The organism is Nonomuraea ferruginea (assembly GCF_039540635.1).
GTDB lineage: Bacteria > Actinomycetota > Actinomycetes > Streptosporangiales > Streptosporangiaceae > Nonomuraea > Nonomuraea ferruginea.
In genome coordinates this window covers 115,830-133,128 of the sequence record NZ_BAABFD010000003.1, presented here as the reverse complement: position 1 = coordinate 133,128, position 17,299 = coordinate 115,830, and the positions used below count along the sequence as shown (strand labels likewise).

Genomic DNA, 17,299 nt, shown 5'->3' with positions numbered 1-17,299 from the left:
GGACATGGAGGGACAGGGCCGTGTACGGGAGTGACGGGCACGGGGACGAAGAGCCCCTGTTCCGTCCTTACGCGGTGACCGGTGGCCGTTCAGAGCCGCGCTACCACCTGGCGATGGAGACGTTGATCTCGTCGATGTCCATACCGGACGACGAGATGGCCATGCTCACTCCTGAGCAGGATGCGATCATGCAACTCTGTCGCTCGTTCCGGTCGGTCGCCGAGATCTCGGCCCTGCTCCGGGTCCCGCTGGGCGTGGCCCGCGTGCTGGTGGCGGACATGTCCGATGAAGGGCTCGTCCGCCTCCACGCGCCACGCCTCGAACAGGGACAGCCAGACCTCAACATGCTCGAAAGGGTGCTCAGTGGACTTCGCAGGCTCTAGCCCCGGCCTCACCTCGACGAAGATCGTGGTCGCGGGCGGGTTCGGCGTCGGCAAGACGACGTTCGTGGGGGCGGTGTCCGAGATCCTCCCGCTGACCACCGAGGCGGTGATGACCGACGCCTCCGCCGGGATCGACGACCTCGCCATGACGCCGAACAAGCAGACCACGACCGTGGCCATGGACTTCGGCCGTGTGTCCCTGGACCGGGACCTCATCCTCTACCTGTTCGGCACGCCCGGACAGCACCGGTTCTGGTTCATGTGGGACGACCTGGTGCGCGGTGCGATCGGGGCCGTGGTGCTGCTCGACACGCGGCGGCTCGCCGACAGCTTCCCGGCCATCGACTACTTCGAAGAGGCCCAGCTGCCCTTCATCGTGGGCATCAACGGCTGGGACGGGCAGTTCCCGCACACCGACACCGAGGTGCGCGAGGCGCTGGCCCTCTCCCCGCACGTGCCCATCGTCCGTACGGACGCGCGCAACCGCGAGTCGGTCAAGTCGACGCTGATCTCGCTGGTGGAGCACGTGGTCAGGCTCCGAGCGGCGCCGGTTTAGGTCACGCGAATTACCGGAAATATGAGGCTTGTCCACACTACGCTGCATATCTCCGGAATTGATGGTGAGGGCGTGCATGGTGTGGATCGCCTTGGCGGGCGGCCTGGCCGTCATCGGTGTGATCGTCTGGTCCTTCGGACGCGACGCCTCCCGCGCTGAGGAGGCGCCTCCCGAGCGGCCCCCGCGGGGCTGGGCGGCCGGGCTGGGTGAGGACGCCCGCGTGGCCTTCTTGGAAGGGCTCCGGGCGTACCAGGACAAGGGGGGCCCGCATCACCTCCGCGAGGACCACGGCCTGCTGGCCGTCCATGACCCGCCGAGGCTCGTCTCCCTGCACCTGCTCGCGGACCGGTTCGCCGCGCGCGGCCCGGAGGGGTTGCACGACCCGGAGGAGACGGTGCGCGCGCTGGTGACCGCGTGCGTGACCACCGAGCAGCCGGGCGTCCTGCACCTGCGCCCCGGCTGGCTGGGCAGCGGCGAGGTCGACGGCATGGACCGGCGCGCCTTCGTCGAGGCCGTACGGGAGATCGTCTGTCCGGACGGCGCCGAGGGCGTCGCCGGTCGGTTCGCGGACGAGAGCGCCGGCAGCCTGGCGGTCACCCTCGCGGCCGAGGGCGGCGACGCGGGCAACACGCTGCTGCTCGACCTGGCCCGTGTCCTCGACCGCTACGAGAAGCTCCGTGCCGAGCGTCCCGGCATGCCCGCCCGCGCGCTGCTGCGTGACGTGCTGTTCCGCCTGCTGGCCGAGGACGGCCCAGGCCTGACCTGGACCGAACCACCGGCCGAGCGTCACCGCGCAGCCCTGCTCGCCGCCGGGCAACCACCCACGGAACGACGCCCGGCAAGCTGAGTCACGGACGCACGCCACCACCGTGGCGGATGTCGCAGGCAAGGCGGACGCTGAGCGCCCCGACTTCGGTGGAGCTGCCGGTCTCGGGGGTGCTGCCAGTGAGCCGGGCGCGTCGCGGGCTTGGCGGACGTGGGTGGGTCTGCAGGTCAGGAGTGGGTTTCGGGTGGTTGAGGGGTGCGGTTGTCGATGAGGGCTTGGATGCCGTCGAGGACGCGCTGGAGGCCGAACTCGAAGGCGTGGTCGGCGCTGTAGGCGGCGCCGAGGGTCTCGCCGGCGGCCTGGCCGACCCGTGCGGCGGTGGGGAAGCGTGACGGGTCGGCGATGCGGCTGAAGAACGGCGCGTGCGCGGCCCACCACTGCTCGTCGGACATGCCGGTCTGGCTCTCCGCCTGGGCGGCCTCCACCGCGCCCCGGGCCGTGCCGTGCACGAAGCCGGTGATCAGCGTGATCACCGAGTCCATCTCCACGTCGGTCAGCCCGATGCCGTCGACCGCGCGCAGCTCGTAGTCGTACTTGGCGGTCACGTTGGGGCCGAGCACCGGGCGGCTCGCGGCCACCTGCAGCAGCCAGGGATGGCGCAGGTAGAGCGCCCAGTTCTCGCGGGCGATCAGCTCCAGCCGGGCCCGCCAGCCGCCGGGCGCCTCCTGCGGCCTGGCCGTCTCGCCGTAGACGGTGTCGAGCATGACGTCGAGCAGCTCCGGCTTGCCCGGCACGTACGTGTAGAGCGACATCGTGCCCACGCCCAGCTTCTCCGCGACCCGGCGCATGGACAAGCCCTGGAGCCCGTCGGCGTCGGCCACCTCGATGGCGGCGCGCACGATCCGGTCGACGCTCAGGTCGGGCTTGCCCTTCCGGCTGACGCGCTCGCTGGTGCGCCAGAGCAGCGCGAGGCTGCGCGCCGGGTCTCCCTTGCCGCTGTACTCCACTGTCACCCTACGTACGGTACACCGTACGGTTGCACTCCTGGACCGGGAGCTGACGGCCGTCCTCAGGACGTGCCAGCGGCTGGGCCGCTGACCTGGTGGCGGTAGAACTCGACCGGTTCCGGCGGCAGCGGGGTGTTGCCCAGGATGAGGTCGGCGGCCTTCTCCGCGAGCATCATCACCGGGGCGTAGATGTTGCCGTTCGTCACGTACGGCATGACCGAGGCGTCGACCACGCGCAGCCCTCGCAGGCCGTGCACGCGCAGCGTCGCGGGGTCCACGACCGCCATCTCGTCCACGCCCATCTTGCAGGTGCACGACGGGTGCAGCGCCGTCTCGGCGTCGCGGGCCACCCACTCCAGGATCTGCTCGTCGGTCTCCACGGACGGGCCGGGGGAGAGCTCGCCGCCGTCCAGGTCCGCCCAGGCCGGCTGGGACAGGATGTCCCTGGCGTGCCTGATCGCCTCCACCCACTCGCGGCGGTCCTGCTCCGTCGACAGGTAGTTGAAGCGCAGGGCCGGCTTGACGCGCGGGTCGGCGGAGGTGATGCGGACCGAGCCGCGGGCGTCGGAGTACATCGGGCCGATGTGCACCTGGTAGCCGTGGCCGCCGGCCGGCGCGGAGCCGTCGTAGCGCACCGCGATCGGCAGGAAGTGGAACATCAGGTTCGGGTACGCGACCTCGTCGTTGGAGCGGATGAAGCCGCCCGCCTCGAAGTGGTTGGTGGCCCCCGGCCCGCCGCGCAGGAACAGCCACTGGGCGCCGATGACCGGCCTGCGCCACTTGGCCAGCGACGGCTGCTGCGACACCGGCTGCCTGCACGCGTGCTGGACGTACACCTCCAGGTGGTCCTGCAGGTTCTCGCCCACGCCCGGCAGATCGTGCACCATCTCGACGCCCAGCGGCTCCAGCAGCGGGGCGGGGCCGACGCCGGACAGCTGCAGCAGCTGCGGCGAGTTGACGGCGCCGCCGCAGACGATGACCTCGCCCGCGGTGATGCGCTCGCCGTCGCAGATGACCCCCACCGCGCGGTCGCCCTCGAAGACGATCCGCTCCACGAAGGCCCTGGTCCTGACGGTCAGGTTGCGGCGGCCGCGCACCGGGTGCAGGTAGGCGCGGGCCGCGCTGAGCCGGCGGCCCCGGTGCAGGTTGCGGTCGAAGGCGGCGAAGCCCTCCTGCCGGTAGCCGTTCACGTCGTCGGTGAGCGGGTGCCCGGCCTGCTGGACGGCCTCGAAGAAGGCCCGGAACAGGGGCCCGTCGGCGGGGCCGCGCTCCAGCTTGAGCGGGCCCTCGCCGCCGCGGAAGTCGGTGCCCGGGTCGGCCAGGCAGCTCTCCATCTTCTTGAAGTACGGCAGGCAGTGCGCGTAGTCCCAGCTCTCCATGCCGGGGTCGGACGCCCAGCGCTCGTAGTCGAGCGGGTTGCCGCGCTGGAAGATCATGCCGTTGATGCTGCTGGAGCCGCCGAGGACCTTGCCGCGCGCGTGGTAGACGCGCCGGCCGTTCATGTGCGGCTCGGGCTCCGACTCGTACTTCCAGTCGTAGAACCGGCTGCCGATGGGGAACATCAGCGCGGCGGGCATGTGGATGAACACGTCCCACCGCCAGTCGGCGCGGCCCGCCTCCAGCACCAGCACCGACACGGACGGATCGGCGCTCAGCCGGTTGGCCAGGGCGCAGCCGGCCGAGCCGCCGCCCACGATGACATAGTCGTAGCTCACCGGGGGATCCAGTCCTTCCACACGATCTCGTTCTCCTCGACCCAGCGCTTCGCGGCCTCGGCGGCCGACAGGTCCTCGTTGATCATGTCGCTGGCGACCTTGTTCTGGTCGTCGTTGGTCCACTGGAAATTGCGGACCAGCTCGTACGCCCTGCCGCCGTTCTCGGCGAACCGCTTGCTGACGATCTTGTCGAGCAGGTACGGCGGATAGTCGCACGCGACCCTGGCCGGGCGGGCGTCACAGCCGATGGCGTGCGCGGGAAGATTGATCTTCACCAGCTTGACCTTGGTGAAAAGCCATTGCGGCTCATAGAAGTAGAGCAGCAGCGGCGTCTTGTTCTTGGTCGCCGACTGGGCGGCCTTGATCAATGCGTCCTCGCTGCCCGAGTAGACGACCTTGTAATTCAGCCGGAGATTCTTGACCAGTGCCTCGTCATTGGTGACGAACGACGGGTCACCGTCGAGCACCTGGCCGAGTTCGCCGGATTTCGGGGTCTTGAAGAGGTGCGCGTAGTCGTTGAGGTTTCTCCAGTCGGTGATGTTCGGGTGTTCCTTGGCCATCCACTCGGGGACGTACCACCCGATCACCCCCTTGTTGCCGGTGAGACCTGCGGAAAGGGCGACCTTCTTCTTCTCGATGTACTCCTCTTTGAGGTCGTTGTGACCCCAGTTCTCGACGATGACGTCGACCTCGCCGGTCTCGAAGCCCTTCCAGGAGTCGGCTTCGGCCATTTCGCGCGTTTCCACCTTGTAGCCGAGCTGAGTTTTGAGCAGGTGGGACAGCACGGCGGCCTGGGCCTCGTACCCGACCCAGCCGTGGATGTCGATCTTGACCGTCTGGTTGGCGTCGGCCTGCGTGCTGGGCTCCTCGCCCGTACAGGCGGTCAGGAGCAGGGCCAGCGCGAGCGGGCCGGCGAGAATCTTGGTTCGCATGAGAGTCTCCGGCGACCGTGACCCCGCCGGGGCGGGGTCACGGGTCTTGAGGGATCGGAGGGGGTTACTTGGGGATCCAGGCCTGCCACTTGTCCGGGTTGGCCTCGATCCACGCCTTGGCGGCCTCCTCACCGGACATGCCGCCGTTGGTCATGTCGTCGGACACCTTGTTCTGGTCCTCGTTGGTCCACTGGAAGTTCTTGACCAGCTCGTACGCCTTGCCGCCGGTGTCGGCGAACTTCTTGCTGACGATCTTGTCGAGGTCCATCTCCGGGTAGTCGCAGGCGACCTTCTTCGGGTCGGCGTCGCAGCCCTCGGTGTACTCCGGCAGGTTCACGCGGACCAGCTCGGTCTGGCTGAACAGCCAGTGCGGGTCCCAGAAGTAGAACAGCAGCGGCTTCTTCTGCGCCTGCGCCTGCTGGGCGCTCTTGATCAGCGCGGCCTCGCTGCCACCGGTGACGATCTTGAAGTCCAGCTTGAGGTTCTTGATGAGCGCGGCCTCGTTGCTGACGTACGACGGGTCGCCGAACAGCAGCTGGCCCTTGCCGCCCGACTCGGACGTCTTGAACAGGTCGGCGTACTTGTTGAGGTTCTTCCAGTCGGTGATGTCGGGGTTCTCGTCGGCCATCCACTTGGGGATGTACCAGCCGATGACGCCCTTGTTGCCGGTCGAGCCCGCCTCGACGGCGACCTTCTTCTCCTCGATGTACTGCTTCTTGAGGTCCGGGTGGCCCCAGTTCTCGATGATGACGTCGACGTCGCCGGTCTCGAAGCCCTCCCAGGCGAGCTGCTCCTTGATCTCCGGCAGCTCCACGGTGTAGCCGAGCTCGTTCTTCAGCAGGTACGCCACCACGTTGGCGCTCGCCTCGTAGCCGACCCACGGGTTGATCGCGATCTTCACCGTGCCGGCCGGGGTGGCGGCGTCGGCCGAGCCCTCGGGGGAGGCGGCGGTGGTCGCCCCGCCGTCGACGGTGGCCCCGCCGCAACCGGCGGCCAGGCCCAGCGCTAAGAGGCCTGCGAACAGGCGAATTTTCATGTGAATTTCCTTTTGTGGGGCAGAGAACGCCTGTCGGCGCCCTGCGTGATGCGGTCCAGCATGACTCCGAGCAGGACGGTCGCGACACCTGCGACGAAGCCCATGCCGAAGTCGGGGCGCTGGGAGAACCCGAGCACGACGTCGTAACCGAGGGCGCCGGCGCCGACCAGCCCGCCGACGACCACCATGGCGAGCGTCAGCACGATCCCCTGGTTGGCGGCGAGCAGGATGGCCCGGCGGGCCATCGGCAGCTGCACCTTCCACAGGATCTGGGCGGAGGTGGAGCCGGTGGAGGCGGCGGCCTCGATCACGGAGGTGGGCACGTGCCTGATGCCGTCCTCGACCAGGCGCACCACGGGCGGCACGGCGTAGATGATCGAGGCGAAGATCGCGGTGAACCGGGTGGTCCCGAACAGGGCCAGCGCCGGAAGCAGGTAGACGAACGCGGGCATGGTCTGCGCGGCGTCCAGCAGCGGGCGCTGCACGGCGGAGAACCGGTCCGAGCGCGCGGCGGCGACGCCCAGCAGCACGCCGATCGCCAGGGTCGCGACGACCGCGACGGCGACCGTGGTCAGCGTCCGCATCGAGTGCTCCCACGTGCCGAGCAGCGCGATCCCGAGCAGGCAGACCAGCGCCGTCAGCGCGGGCCGTACCCCGCTGACCCGCCAGGCGACCAGCAGCACCGCGGCGGCGACCAGCCACCACGGCGCGGTGGTGAACACCGTCTCCAGCGGGTTGAGCAGGTAGATCGTGACGGTGTCCTTGACGAACGTGGTGACGCCGTACCAGCTCGTCTCGGCCCAGAGCACGGCCTCGTTGATCGGGCGGGTGACGCTGACCGTCAGGTCCTCCGGCCACTGCCGGGGCACGAACGCCGCGGCCACCAGCCCGGCGACCGCCAGCACCCCGGCGGCGGCCACGTTGCCGCGGCCGATCCGGCTGTGCGGGTCGCGCCTGGCCACCGAGACCATCATCCGGTCCAGGATCACGGCCATGATCACGATCGCGATGCCCGCCGGCAGCATGATGCCGACCTGGGCCCTGGACAGGCCGCGGATGATGTCGGAACCGAGGCCGGGCGCGGAGATCAGGTTCGCGATGACCACCATGGACAGCGCCATCATGATGGTCTGGTTCACCGCCAGCGCCATGGTGGAGCGCGCCAACGGCAGATACACCTTGAACAGCGTCTGCGCCCGGGTGGCGCCCAGCGAGGCGGACGCCTCGACCGCGGTGGGGGAGACCTGCTCGATGGCCAGCGCCGTGATGCGGATCGCGGGCGGGATCGAGTAGATCATCGTCGCGATCACGCCGGCCGGCGCGCCGATGTGGAAGAACAGCGCGAGCGGCGCCAGGTAGGCGAACGTCGGCATGATCTGCATGACGTCCAGCACCGGCGTGACGGCCTTGCGCACCCGCGCCGACATGCCCGCCCAGATGCCCAGCGGCACGCCGATCGCCAGCGACAGCAGCACCGCCGCGGTGACCAGCGCGAGCGTCTCGACGCTCGACTCCCACAGCCCGAACACCCCGAACGAGCAGAACCCGGCCACCGCCATCAGCGCGACGCGCCAGCCGCCCGCCAGCCAGGCGAGCCCGCCCATGACCCCGATCAGCCCGGGCCAGCCCATCGCCACCAGCACCGAGTGGAAGGAGGTGTAGAGGGCGTCCACGAACAGGCGGATGTAGTTGAGGAAGTACAGGAAGAGCGGATTGTCGTTGCGGTGGTCGTCGATCCACTCGCGCAGCTCGGTGACCGCGGTGAACGGCGCCGCCTCGCTGTTGTGCGGCAGCGTGCCGGTGCCGCGGAAGGCCAGGTACGCGAGCGCGAACAGGGCCGCGATCCCCGCCGGGACCACCCACCTCGGCACGCGCAGCCTGGAGGCAGGCGTGACCACGGTGCTGCTCATGCGCCGACCTGTGCGGCCGCGGGCGTCTCCTGACCGGAGAGGAAGGCGAGCATGTCCACCCGGTCGACCACCCCGGCCAGCTCCTCGCCGTCCATCACCCGGATCGGCCTGGAGGAGGTGGAGACGGCGCCGATGGCGTCCTTGATCAAGGTGTTGGCGGGGAGCTCCGGCCCGTCCAGGTTCTCGCGCTCCTCCGGCGGCCGGGCGATCCAGCGCAGCGTCAGCACGTGGCTTCTGGGCACGTCCCGTACGAAGTCCGCCACGTAGTCGTCGGCCGGCGCGCCCACCAGCTCCTCGGGGGTGCCGAGCTGGACGATCCTGCCGTCTCGCATGATCGCGATGCGCTCGCCGAGCTTGAGCGCCTCGGACAGGTCGTGGGTGATGAACACCATCGTCTTGCCGACCTCGCGGTGCAGGCGGACGACCTCGGCCTGCATGTCACGGCGGATCAGCGGGTCCAGTGCGCTGAACGGCTCGTCGAACAGCATCACCCGCGGGTCCACGGCGAGCGCGCGGGCCAGGCCGACGCGCTGCTGCATGCCGCCGGAGAGCTGGTCGGGGTAGGAGTCGGCGTGGCCGTCCAGGCCCACCAGCGACAGGATCTCCCTGGCCCGCTCGTGCCTGGCGGCCTTGGCGGCGCCCTGGACCTCCAGCCCGTACGCCACGTTGTCGATCACCCTGCGGTGCGGCAGCAGGCCGAAGTGCTGGAAGACCATGCTGACGTGGTGCCGGCGCAGGTCGCGGAGCTTGGCGGGGGAGGCGCCGATCACGTCCTCGCCGCCGATCGTCACGCGGCCGGCCGTGGGCTCGATGAGGCGGGTGAGGCACCGTACGAGGGTGGACTTGCCGCTGCCGGACAGGCCCATGACGACGAAGACCTCGCCGGGGCGGACCTCGAATCCGACGTCCCTGACGGCGGCGGTGCAGCCGGTCTTCTCTCGGAGCGCTGCGGGATCCAGGTGTTTGTCCTCGCTCGCCAGCACTCTCTCGGACTTGGGCCCGAAAATCTTCCAGAGCCCTTCGACCGCGATGGCCGCGTTGTCAGGGGACACCCCGTACTCCTCGCCTTCTCGCCCAGGGGGCTCAACATATGGGGTTAAGAAAGCAAATCTCAACGTTGTGACCGTTAGGAGACCTCTGTGCATCTGCGGTGTTACGTCGTTGGATCGTTCCAAACACCCATTTCTGGACATAGGCGGGCGTAATGCAATATTTCTCGCCATATGGTCTTCATAAGTGGAGCTCCAGGTTCTATGCTCATGCGTCACACTGCTTGACTTATGTCGCGTTATGGTCGCTTGGCTGGCCTGGCGCGGGTGTGTTCCAATTACCCGAGCTTGCATGGATTTCCCCACAGGTCACGAGGCCTTGCATATACGCCGATACTGGGCGAGAGGTTGCGTTCGGTGAGTACAGAGTTAGCAGAGCGGCCGCCGGAGGAAGGCAGGTGGCGGCTGCGTAATTGGCGGGTCCGCGCCAGGCTGGTCGCCCTGATCCTGGTGCCGACGGCTGCCGCCGTGCTCCTGGGCGGGATCCAGGTCTTCGCATCGACGGGAGCGGCCGCCGACTACGCCCGCATCAACCAGCTCGCCCGGCTGAGCGAGCAGGTCGGCGGTCTCATCCACGAGATGTCCGGGGAACGCGCCAGAGTCTCCTGGCACATCGCCCGGAACCGCCCCCAGGCTCAGCTTCCCGACGTACGCGCCCAGATCGGCAGGACCGACGCCGCCATCCGCGAGGTGAGAGACACCGCCGGCCAGCTGCTCGGCGGGGTCAGCGGCCGTACCGCCGACCAGATCGAGAACATGCTCAACCGGTTCGACGACCTGGACGGGCTGCGCGACCAGGCCATCGAGGCCGACCTGCTCCCCGCCCCGGCCGTCGAGCTCTACACCACCGTGATCAACGACCTGCTCTCCATCCACGACGAGCTGGTCAGCGGCAGCCAGGACGACGAGCTGTTCCGGCAGACCCGCATGCTCGACGCGCTGGCCCGCGTCAAGGAGAGCGTCTCCCTCCAGCAGGCCCTGCTCACCACCGCGCTGGTGGAAGGTTCCTTCGGCCAGGAGCAGCTCAAGACCTTCCTCGGCGAGCTGTCCCGCGAGGAGAACCAGCGCGAGGCCTTCTCCGAGGAGGCCACGGCCGGGGAACGGCGCTTCTTCGACGAGACCGTCAACGGCCGCTCCGCCGACGACATGCTGTTCCTGCGCGAGCTGGTGCTCATCCGGGCCACCGCGGGGCAGACGCTGCGCGGCCTCGACCTGGCCAAGCGCGACGACGCCGGGCAGTGGTTCGAGGCGTCCACCGTCGTCATCGACTCCCTGCGCACGGTCGAGCAGCGCCAGGCCGCCGGCATCCTCAGCCGCAGCGAGTCGCTCAGCTCCGGCGAGCAGCAGAGCGCGTACCTGATCGCGGGCGCGGTCATCGCCCTGCTCATCGCCGTCCTGGCGATCACCACCGGGGTGGCGCGCTCCCTTGTCCGCCCGCTGCGCCGGCTGCGCGCCGAGGCCCTGGAGATCGCCGGAAGGCGGCTGCCCGACTTCGTCCAGCACCTGCGGGAGTCCCGTGACGGCGCGGTCGACGCGGAGGTGCCGCCCATCGGCGTCTTCTCCCGCGACGAGGTCGGCGAGGTGGCCAGGGCCTTCGACGAGGTCCACCGGGAGGCCGTGCGGCTGGCCGGCGACGAGGCCCGGCTGCGCGCCAACGTCAACGCGATGTTCGTGAACCTGTCGCGGCGCAGCCAGACGCTGGTCGAGCGGCAGCTCACCCTCATCGAGCGCCTGGAGCGCGGCGAGCGCGACGACGACCGGCTGGCCGACCTGTTCAAGCTCGACCACCTGGCCACCCGCATGCGCCGCAACTCCGAGAACCTGCTGGTCCTCGCCGGCCAGGAGGCCGCGCGCAAGTGGAGCCAGCCGGTCGAGCTCATGGACGTGGTCCGCGCCGCGCTGGGCGAGGTCGAGAGCTACGACCGCGTCAGCATCCAGGTCCAGTCGGACGCGGCCATCGCGGGCCAGGCCGTCAACGACGTCGTGCACCTGCTGGCCGAGCTGATCGAGAACGCCGTGTCGTTCTCCTCGCGCGACACCAAGGTCATCATCTCCAGCAGCCGCATCGACGGCGGCGGGCTCATGGTCGCCGTCACCGACCAGGGCATCGGCATGAGCCCGGAGGAGCTCTCCGAGTCCAACTGGCGGCTGGCCCACCCGCCGGTCGTGGACGTGTCGGTGTCGCGCCGGATGGGCCTGTTCGTGGTCGGCCGGCTGGCGCTGCGGCACAACATCAAGGTCCAGTTGCGCCGCCAGGACGTGGGCGGGCTCACCGCCATGGTCCTGCTCCCGGAGGCGCTGCTCACCCCCGTCCCCGGCGCCTCGGCCACCGCGCCGCCGTTCCCGCAGGCCGCTGCTTCCCAGGACCCGCCGTCGTTCGCGCACGTGCCGATGCAGGCCAGCACCGCGCACCCGGGCATCGGCCACCCGTCCATGCCGGGTACGGCGCATCCGTCGATGGACTCGCTCCCCGAGCCGTCGTCGTGGTTCAACTCGACGCACACGCAGTCCGGTGACGTCTCACGCGACAGCGTCTTCGGCGCCGACGCGCCGCGGGGTTTTCCCTCGGACGGCGCGTTCGCCGACCCGCCGCGCGGCTTCGCCGGGGACGGCGCCTCCGGCGACGGCCCGCGTGACTTCCAGCAGGACGGCGCGTTCGGCGGGGAACTGCCGCGTCGCCTGCCGCCGGACAACGGCACGGGCGGAGAGCTGCCGCGCCGCCTCGCCGCCGACAACGGGGCCTCCGGGGGCCTGCCGCGCCGCCTGCCGCCGGAGCAGCCGGCCTTCCCGCAGCAGGGCGACTACCTGCCCGTCCACGCCTCGATGGAGCCGAGCCCCGAGGTGTCGAGCTGGTTCACCAAGCCCGCCTTCACCGACGAGCGGGACCAGCCAGGCCCCGGCCCCGATCCGGCCTGGTCGTCGGGCGACTCGTGGTCCGCGCAGGGCGACACCGCCGCCATCCCCAAGATCGACATCTCCGCGCCGCCGCCCGAGCCGTCCCACAGCGGCAGCTGGTCCTCGCCCGCCGACAACGGCTGGCAGGCCGCCGGCGCGGCCCGCGAACCGGCGCTCGGCGGCACGACCAGCTCCGGGCTGCCCAAACGGACGCCCAGGGCGAACCTGGTGCCGGGTACCGCGGCGCCGGCCCCGCCGCCGGCGCCCGCGCCCCCGGTGTCCCCCGACCGACTCCGCAGCAGGCTCTCCAGCTACCAGCAGGGCGTCCGCAAGGGACGCGCCGAGCTAGAGGAGGACTGATGAAGGATTTGAGCCAGGCGGCAAGAGACGTCAACTGGCTGGTGTCCAACTTCGTGGAAGAGGTGCCCGGCGCCGCGCACGCCGTGGTGGTCTCGGCCGACGGGCTGCCGATGGCCTTCTCCCGCGGCTTCCCGAAGGACCGGGCAGACCAGCTGTCGGCCATCGCGGCCGGCCTGGTCAGCCTGACCCAGGGCTCGGCCAGGGTCTTCGAGGGCGGCAACGTCGTGCAGACCCTGGTGGAGATGGAACGCGGCCTGCTCCTGGTGATGTCGATCAGCGACGGATCCTGCCTGGCGGTGCTGGCCGCACCCGATTGCGACATGGGCCTGGTGGCCTACCAGATGACGGTCCTGGTGGAGCGTGCGGGGCAGGTGCTGACGCCTGACGTGCGCGCGGAACTGTCGGCCGTGCGACCGTGGTGATGGGAGTAGGACGTTGGCATCGTGGCATGGCGGGGAGCCGGAGCCAGAGCGCAGCTCACTGGTCAGGATGTACGCCGTCACAGGCGGCCGTACACGCAGCACGCTCGCGATGGAGGCGCTCGTCTCGTCGGCGACGTCCATCCAGCTCGGCCATACCTACACGCGTGAGTACCGGCAGATCAGCGAGCTGTGCCGGCAGGTGAGGTCGGTCGCGGAGATCTCCGCGCTGCTGGCCATGCCGCTCGGCGTGGCACGGGTGCTGATCGCCGACATGGAGGCGGAAGGGCTGGTCAGGGTGTACCAGCCGCAGTTGGACGCAGGCAAGCCGGACAGGGGCCTGCTCGAAAGGGTGCTCAGTGGACTTCGCAGGCTCTAACGCCGGGCTCACCTCGACGAAGATCGTGGTGGCCGGCGGGTTCGGGGTGGGCAAGACGACGTTCGTGGGGGCGGTGTCCGAGATCATGCCGCTCACCACGGAGGCGGTGATGACGGACGCCTCGGCCGCGGTGGACGACCTCTCGCTCACCCCGACCAAGACGACCACCACGGTGGCGATGGACTTCGGGCGGGTGTCCCTGGACCGCGACCTGATCCTCTACCTGTTCGGCACGCCCGGGCAGCACCGGTTCTGGTTCATGTGGGACGACCTGGTGAAGGGGGCGATCGGCGCGGTCGTGCTGGTCGACACGCGCCGGCTGGCCGACAGCTTCCCGGCCATCGACTACTTCGAAGAGGCCAAGCTGCCGTTCGTGATCGCGCTCAACGGCTGGGACGGGCAGTTCCCGCACGTGGAGAACGAGGTCAGGGACGCGCTCACCCTCGCCGCGCACATCCCGATCGTCCGCACGGACGCCCGCAGCCGCGAGGCGGTCAAGTCGACCCTCATCACCCTGGTCGAGCACGCGCTGACCGTCCGCTCCTACTGAGGCCGGCCCGACCACCAGTACGCCGCCACGAGCTCCGCCACCAGGGTCTCCGTCAGCAGGCGGACGTCCGGGTCGTCGTCGTGCGCGTACCGCACGACGGCCGCCGCGTCCTTCACCTCGCCGCCGACCGCGACGACCGTGGAGCCGCGCTCGCGTACCCAGTCCATGGCCTGCTCGTCGTAGCGGGAGCCGGGGAACAGCAGCGCCCGGTAGGACAGCGTCTTCGTCAGGTAGACGTCCACGTGCGCCCAGTCGCCCGTCTCGCAGGCGTCGGCCGGCCTGCGGGGCCCCTCGCGCACCATGAGCGCCGACTGCTCCGCGGACGAGAGCCGCTCGGCGGGGGCGATCGCGTAGACGCCGTTCGGCCCGTTCAGCAGCTCCAGCACCATCGGCAGCCAGGCGTCGCGCCGCTCCAGCAGGTCGGCCGTGGCCTCGGCGGCCCGCCGCACCAGCCCGGCCACGTCGCGGCCCGCGCCGGTGAGGCGGGACTCCAGGGCGAGCAGCAGGGCGAGCGTGTGCTGGAACGTCCGGCACGCCACCCCGCCGCGCTCCTCGCCCGCGTGCATGGGCACCACCAGGCCGGCGGCCTGCGCCAGCGCGGAGCCGGGCGCGTTGGTGAGCGCCATCAGGAACGACGCGCCGCCCGCGTACCGTTCGACCGCGTCCAGCGTCTCCCGGCTCCCGCCGGTCGCCGAGATCGGGACGACCAGCGTACGGGGGCCGGGCGGGAAGGTCGCGGCGGCCGAGGCGTACTCGGCCCAGGCGTCCACCCCGGCGGCGCGCAGGCGCAGCGCGGCGACCCCGGCGGCGTACCGCGAGCTGCCCATGCCCAGGAACAGCACCCTCCCGATGCCCTCGGGCAGCCCCGCGAACGGGTCCGCGGCGTCCAGCGCCCCGGCCAGTTCGGTGAGAGCGGCGGGCTTGGCCTCCAGGTCGGCCAGGAAGAGGTCGGGGTTCACGGGTTCTCCATCCAGTTGCGCAGCACGCCCATGGGGGCGTACCTCCAGCGGGGCAGGTGGCGTGCCGCGTAGATGAGCTCGCGGCACTCCTGCTCCACCTCGAAGGGCCGGATCAGGGATTCGTCCAGCAGGTCAGGTCGGCCACCCGCGGCCAGGCGGCCCTCATAGGCGGCGAGCATCAGGGCACGGGCCTCGGCGGCCCAGCGCGCCGCCCGCTCGGCGGGCAGGTCGCGGCGCTTGACCGCGACCTGGGCGACGTGCTCGATGCTGGTGGTCAGCTGGGCGACGTCGCGGGCGGCGGGCTGGTACGGGTCGGCCTCGGAGACGGTCGGGTTGCCGTCGAAGTCGATGACCGCGTAGCCGTCGCGCCACCGCAGGATCTGGCCGACGTGCAGGTCGCCGTGGATGCGGATCAGCGGGGTGCGGCCGGTGGAGGCCAGCGGCGCCAGCTCCGCGCGCAGGCGGCCGGCGACGGTCTCCAGCCAGGCGCCGTCGGGGCCGCCGGTCAGCGCCAGGGCCTCGCCGAGGGCGTCCTCGGCACGCGGGCGGTGGTCGCGCGGGGCCACGCCCCCGCTGTCGCCGGGGAGGGTGGCGAGCGTGAGGTGGAGGTCGGCAGCCAGGGCGCCCAAGATCGGGGCGAAGGCGGTGTCGCCGACCTCGGCGTCGTCCACGCACCAGGTCCAGCCGTCCGTGGCGTCCGGAAGGTAGCCGGTGACGAGTGCCAGGAGACGGGAGCCGGCGAGCAGCGCGGCGTACGGCGGCGCGGTGTGCGGGAAGCCGGTGCGGGCCAGATGGGGGAGTACGTCGAGCGCCGAATGGGGGAGCGGGACCGGCGGTGTGAGCCATTTCACGACGACGCGCTCGCCCACCACTACCGAGTAGTTCGTCTGATCGACATGGGCGCCGAAGTCCCGCTCGGCGGGCACCCCGATGTGACATCCGGGCGTGTCGTACGAGAGGCTTGGCAACGGCGGGAAGCGCCGGACCTCGAAGGGCGGCGGCACCTCGCCGTCCAACAGCCGCAGCACCGCGGCTGTGAGACCGCGCTCTCGGTCGGTGAGCGGCTTCTCACCCAGCGACAGCAGCCGTTCCCAAATTGAATCCGAATTCAACACTTAGATCAAACTTCCAGGTAGCAATGTCTACCAAAGTCTTGCTCATGTTGATTTCTGCTGCAACACTCCTGGTCTGGTCTGCCGTGCCCGGTTGGTCGCGCGACCCCCCGTACATGCACATCTCATAAGGAGTAGCGGCCGTGTTCCGAACCCGGTTCACCCGTCGTCTTCCGGCTGCCGCGGTGGCCGCCGGCCTCGCGCTCGCCGTCGCGGCGTGCGGCGGTGGATCGACTGACAGCGCAGAGACGGCGACGCAGGCGGCAGCCGCCCTGGACCCCAACGCGGACCTGAGCAAGCAGTCGCTCGCGGTGACCGTGTGGGACGGTTACACCCCCAAAGAGCTGCAGGACATGGTCAAGGAGAATCTGAAGATCTCCGAGCTCAACGTCACCCTCCACGACACCAACGAAGTCGCGATGACGAAGCTGACCGCCGGGGGCGACAGCGGCATCGACGTGGCCTTCGTCTCGGGACAGTACGCCCAGGCGCTCAACGAGCAGGGCCTGCTGGAGCCGATCCACGCCGAGCTCATCCCCAACCTGGCCAACCTCTACCCCGAGGCCACCCAGCTCTCCTACGACAAGGGCAACAAGTTCTCGGTCCCCTACACCTGGGGCACGACCGGCATCTGCTACCGCAGTGACCTGGTGAAGCAGGAGCCGACGAGCTGGAACGACATCCTCAAGCCCCCGGCCTGGGCCGAGAAGAAGGTCACCATGATGACCACCGAGCGCTGGCTGGCCCTGCCCGCGATCAAGGCCCTCGGCTACTCGGTCAACACCGACAAGGACGACGAGATCGCCAAGGTCAAGGAGCTGCTCCTTGAGGCCAAGCCGCACCTGCTGGCCTACGACGACCTCACCTTCGGCGACCGGCTGATCAAGGGCGAGGCCATCATGGCCGAGGCGTGGGACGGCTGGTGCCCGACCACGGACGAGAAGCAGAACATCAAGTTCGTGGTTCCGAAGGAGGGCAGCGACCTCTGGGTGGACACCATGGTGATCATGAAGACCTCCAAGAACAAGGAGGCCGCGCACGCCTTCATCAACTACATCCTCAGCCCCGACGTGCACCGCTGGGCGGCCGAGAACATCAACTACATGGTGCCGAACAAGGCCGCCATGGACAAGGTGAAGATCGTCCCCGGCTCGCTGCTCGGCACCAAGCCGGCCGAGCTGCTCAACGGTGAGTCGATCATCGACATCGGCCAGGCCAGCACCAAGTACACCCGCCTGGCGTCCGAGATCAAGGCCGAGTAGGTGTGAAGG

At 70.0% G+C, this 17,299-nt stretch carries 16 protein-coding genes; 8 read left to right on the top strand and 8 right to left on the bottom strand.

Annotated features, from left to right (window positions below):
• Positions 1–20 precede the first annotated feature (20 nt).
• The 3 genes from ABD999_RS07250 to ABD999_RS07240 all read left to right on the top strand — a co-directional run bounded on the left by ABD999_RS07250 (position 21) and on the right by ABD999_RS07240 (position 1,786).
• Positions 21–383, top strand: a complete 363-nt coding sequence (locus ABD999_RS07250) for a DUF742 domain-containing protein (protein WP_148033819.1) — start codon at positions 21–23, stop codon at positions 381–383.
• On the top strand, positions 364–939 hold the full coding sequence (locus ABD999_RS07245; RefSeq protein ID WP_148033818.1) for a GTP-binding protein: 576 nt from the start codon (positions 364–366) through the stop codon (positions 937–939). The genes ABD999_RS07250 and ABD999_RS07245 overlap by 20 nt, the downstream gene beginning before the upstream one ends.
• Positions 940–1,015: 76 nt before the next feature.
• A complete protein-coding gene (locus ABD999_RS07240; RefSeq protein ID WP_271275876.1) occupies positions 1,016–1,786 on the top strand; it encodes a hypothetical protein in 771 nt (256 codons plus the stop codon).
• Between the two features lie 146 nt (positions 1,787–1,932).
• Here ABD999_RS07240 and ABD999_RS07235 read toward each other — a convergent pair whose 3' ends face one another.
• From ABD999_RS07235 to ABD999_RS07210, 6 genes are all read right to left on the bottom strand, one after another.
• Positions 1,933–2,718: a TetR/AcrR family transcriptional regulator C-terminal domain-containing protein gene (locus tag ABD999_RS07235; RefSeq protein ID WP_271275875.1), complete on the bottom strand. Its 786-nt coding sequence runs from the start codon at positions 2,716–2,718 to the stop codon at positions 1,933–1,935.
• 56 nt (positions 2,719–2,774) lie between these two features.
• Entirely contained in the window at positions 2,775–4,427 is a 1,653-nt protein-coding gene (betA, locus tag ABD999_RS07230) for a choline dehydrogenase (RefSeq protein WP_148033815.1), read from the bottom strand.
• Positions 4,424–5,359 (bottom strand): ABC transporter substrate-binding protein, encoded by a 936-nt coding sequence (locus tag ABD999_RS07225; protein WP_148033814.1) that lies wholly within the window; start codon positions 5,357–5,359, stop codon positions 4,424–4,426. Before ABD999_RS07225 ends, betA begins: the two co-directional genes overlap by 4 nt.
• A 64-nt stretch (positions 5,360–5,423) precedes the next feature.
• Positions 5,424–6,395, bottom strand: coding sequence for an ABC transporter substrate-binding protein (locus ABD999_RS07220; RefSeq protein ID WP_148033813.1), 972 nt, complete (start codon positions 6,393–6,395; stop codon positions 5,424–5,426).
• Positions 6,392–8,305 (bottom strand): ABC transporter permease, encoded by a 1,914-nt coding sequence (locus ABD999_RS07215; RefSeq protein WP_271275874.1) that lies wholly within the window; start codon positions 8,303–8,305, stop codon positions 6,392–6,394. Before ABD999_RS07215 ends, ABD999_RS07220 begins: the two co-directional genes overlap by 4 nt.
• Positions 8,302–9,357, bottom strand: a complete 1,056-nt coding sequence (locus ABD999_RS07210; RefSeq protein ID WP_271275873.1) for a quaternary amine ABC transporter ATP-binding protein — start codon at positions 9,355–9,357, stop codon at positions 8,302–8,304. Before ABD999_RS07210 ends, ABD999_RS07215 begins: the two co-directional genes overlap by 4 nt.
• Before the next feature lie 354 nt (positions 9,358–9,711).
• Here ABD999_RS07210 and ABD999_RS07205 point away from each other — a divergent pair, with 354 nt between their 5' ends.
• The 4 genes from ABD999_RS07205 to ABD999_RS07190 all read left to right on the top strand — a co-directional run bounded on the left by ABD999_RS07205 (position 9,712) and on the right by ABD999_RS07190 (position 13,957).
• Entirely contained in the window at positions 9,712–12,609 is a 2,898-nt protein-coding gene (locus ABD999_RS07205; RefSeq protein ID WP_271275872.1) for a sensor histidine kinase, read from the top strand.
• Positions 12,609–13,031, top strand: coding sequence for a roadblock/LC7 domain-containing protein (locus ABD999_RS07200; protein WP_148033809.1), 423 nt, complete (start codon positions 12,609–12,611; stop codon positions 13,029–13,031). Before ABD999_RS07205 ends, ABD999_RS07200 begins: the two co-directional genes overlap by 1 nt.
• Positions 13,032–13,098: 67 nt before the next feature.
• On the top strand, positions 13,099–13,407 hold the full coding sequence (locus ABD999_RS07195) for a DUF742 domain-containing protein (protein ID WP_246640374.1): 309 nt from the start codon (positions 13,099–13,101) through the stop codon (positions 13,405–13,407).
• Positions 13,388–13,957: a GTP-binding protein gene (locus ABD999_RS07190; RefSeq protein WP_148033807.1), complete on the top strand. Its 570-nt coding sequence runs from the start codon at positions 13,388–13,390 to the stop codon at positions 13,955–13,957. The genes ABD999_RS07195 and ABD999_RS07190 overlap by 20 nt, the downstream gene beginning before the upstream one ends.
• On the opposite strand, the gene ABD999_RS07185 is transcribed toward ABD999_RS07190, so the two are convergent.
• Entirely contained in the window at positions 13,951–14,916 is a 966-nt protein-coding gene (locus ABD999_RS07185; protein WP_148033806.1) for an SIS domain-containing protein, read from the bottom strand. The two genes, ABD999_RS07190 and ABD999_RS07185, sit on opposite strands and share 7 nt — an antisense overlap.
• On the bottom strand, positions 14,913–16,028 hold the full coding sequence (locus tag ABD999_RS07180) for a hypothetical protein (RefSeq protein WP_271275871.1): 1,116 nt from the start codon (positions 16,026–16,028) through the stop codon (positions 14,913–14,915). Before ABD999_RS07180 ends, ABD999_RS07185 begins: the two co-directional genes overlap by 4 nt.
• A 143-nt stretch (positions 16,029–16,171) precedes the next feature.
• Here ABD999_RS07180 and ABD999_RS07175 point away from each other — a divergent pair, with 143 nt between their 5' ends.
• Positions 16,172–17,290: a polyamine ABC transporter substrate-binding protein gene (locus ABD999_RS07175; protein WP_271275870.1), complete on the top strand. Its 1,119-nt coding sequence runs from the start codon at positions 16,172–16,174 to the stop codon at positions 17,288–17,290.
• The last annotated feature ends 9 nt before the right edge of the window (positions 17,291–17,299 follow it).

Coding starts and splice junctions, on each gene's coding strand:
- ABD999_RS07195 (WP_246640374.1), top strand. CDS start 13,099: ATGTACGCCGTCACAGGCGGCCGTACACGCAGCACGCTCGCGATGGAG.
- ABD999_RS07215 (WP_271275874.1), bottom strand. CDS start 8,305: ATGAGCAGCACCGTGGTCACGCCTGCCTCCAGGCTGCGCGTGCCGAGG.
- ABD999_RS07220 (WP_148033813.1), bottom strand. CDS start 6,395: ATGAAAATTCGCCTGTTCGCAGGCCTCTTAGCGCTGGGCCTGGCCGCC.
- ABD999_RS07225 (WP_148033814.1), bottom strand. CDS start 5,359: ATGCGAACCAAGATTCTCGCCGGCCCGCTCGCGCTGGCCCTGCTCCTG.
- ABD999_RS07200 (WP_148033809.1), top strand. CDS start 12,609: ATGAAGGATTTGAGCCAGGCGGCAAGAGACGTCAACTGGCTGGTGTCC.
- ABD999_RS07240 (WP_271275876.1), top strand. CDS start 1,016: ATGGTGTGGATCGCCTTGGCGGGCGGCCTGGCCGTCATCGGTGTGATC.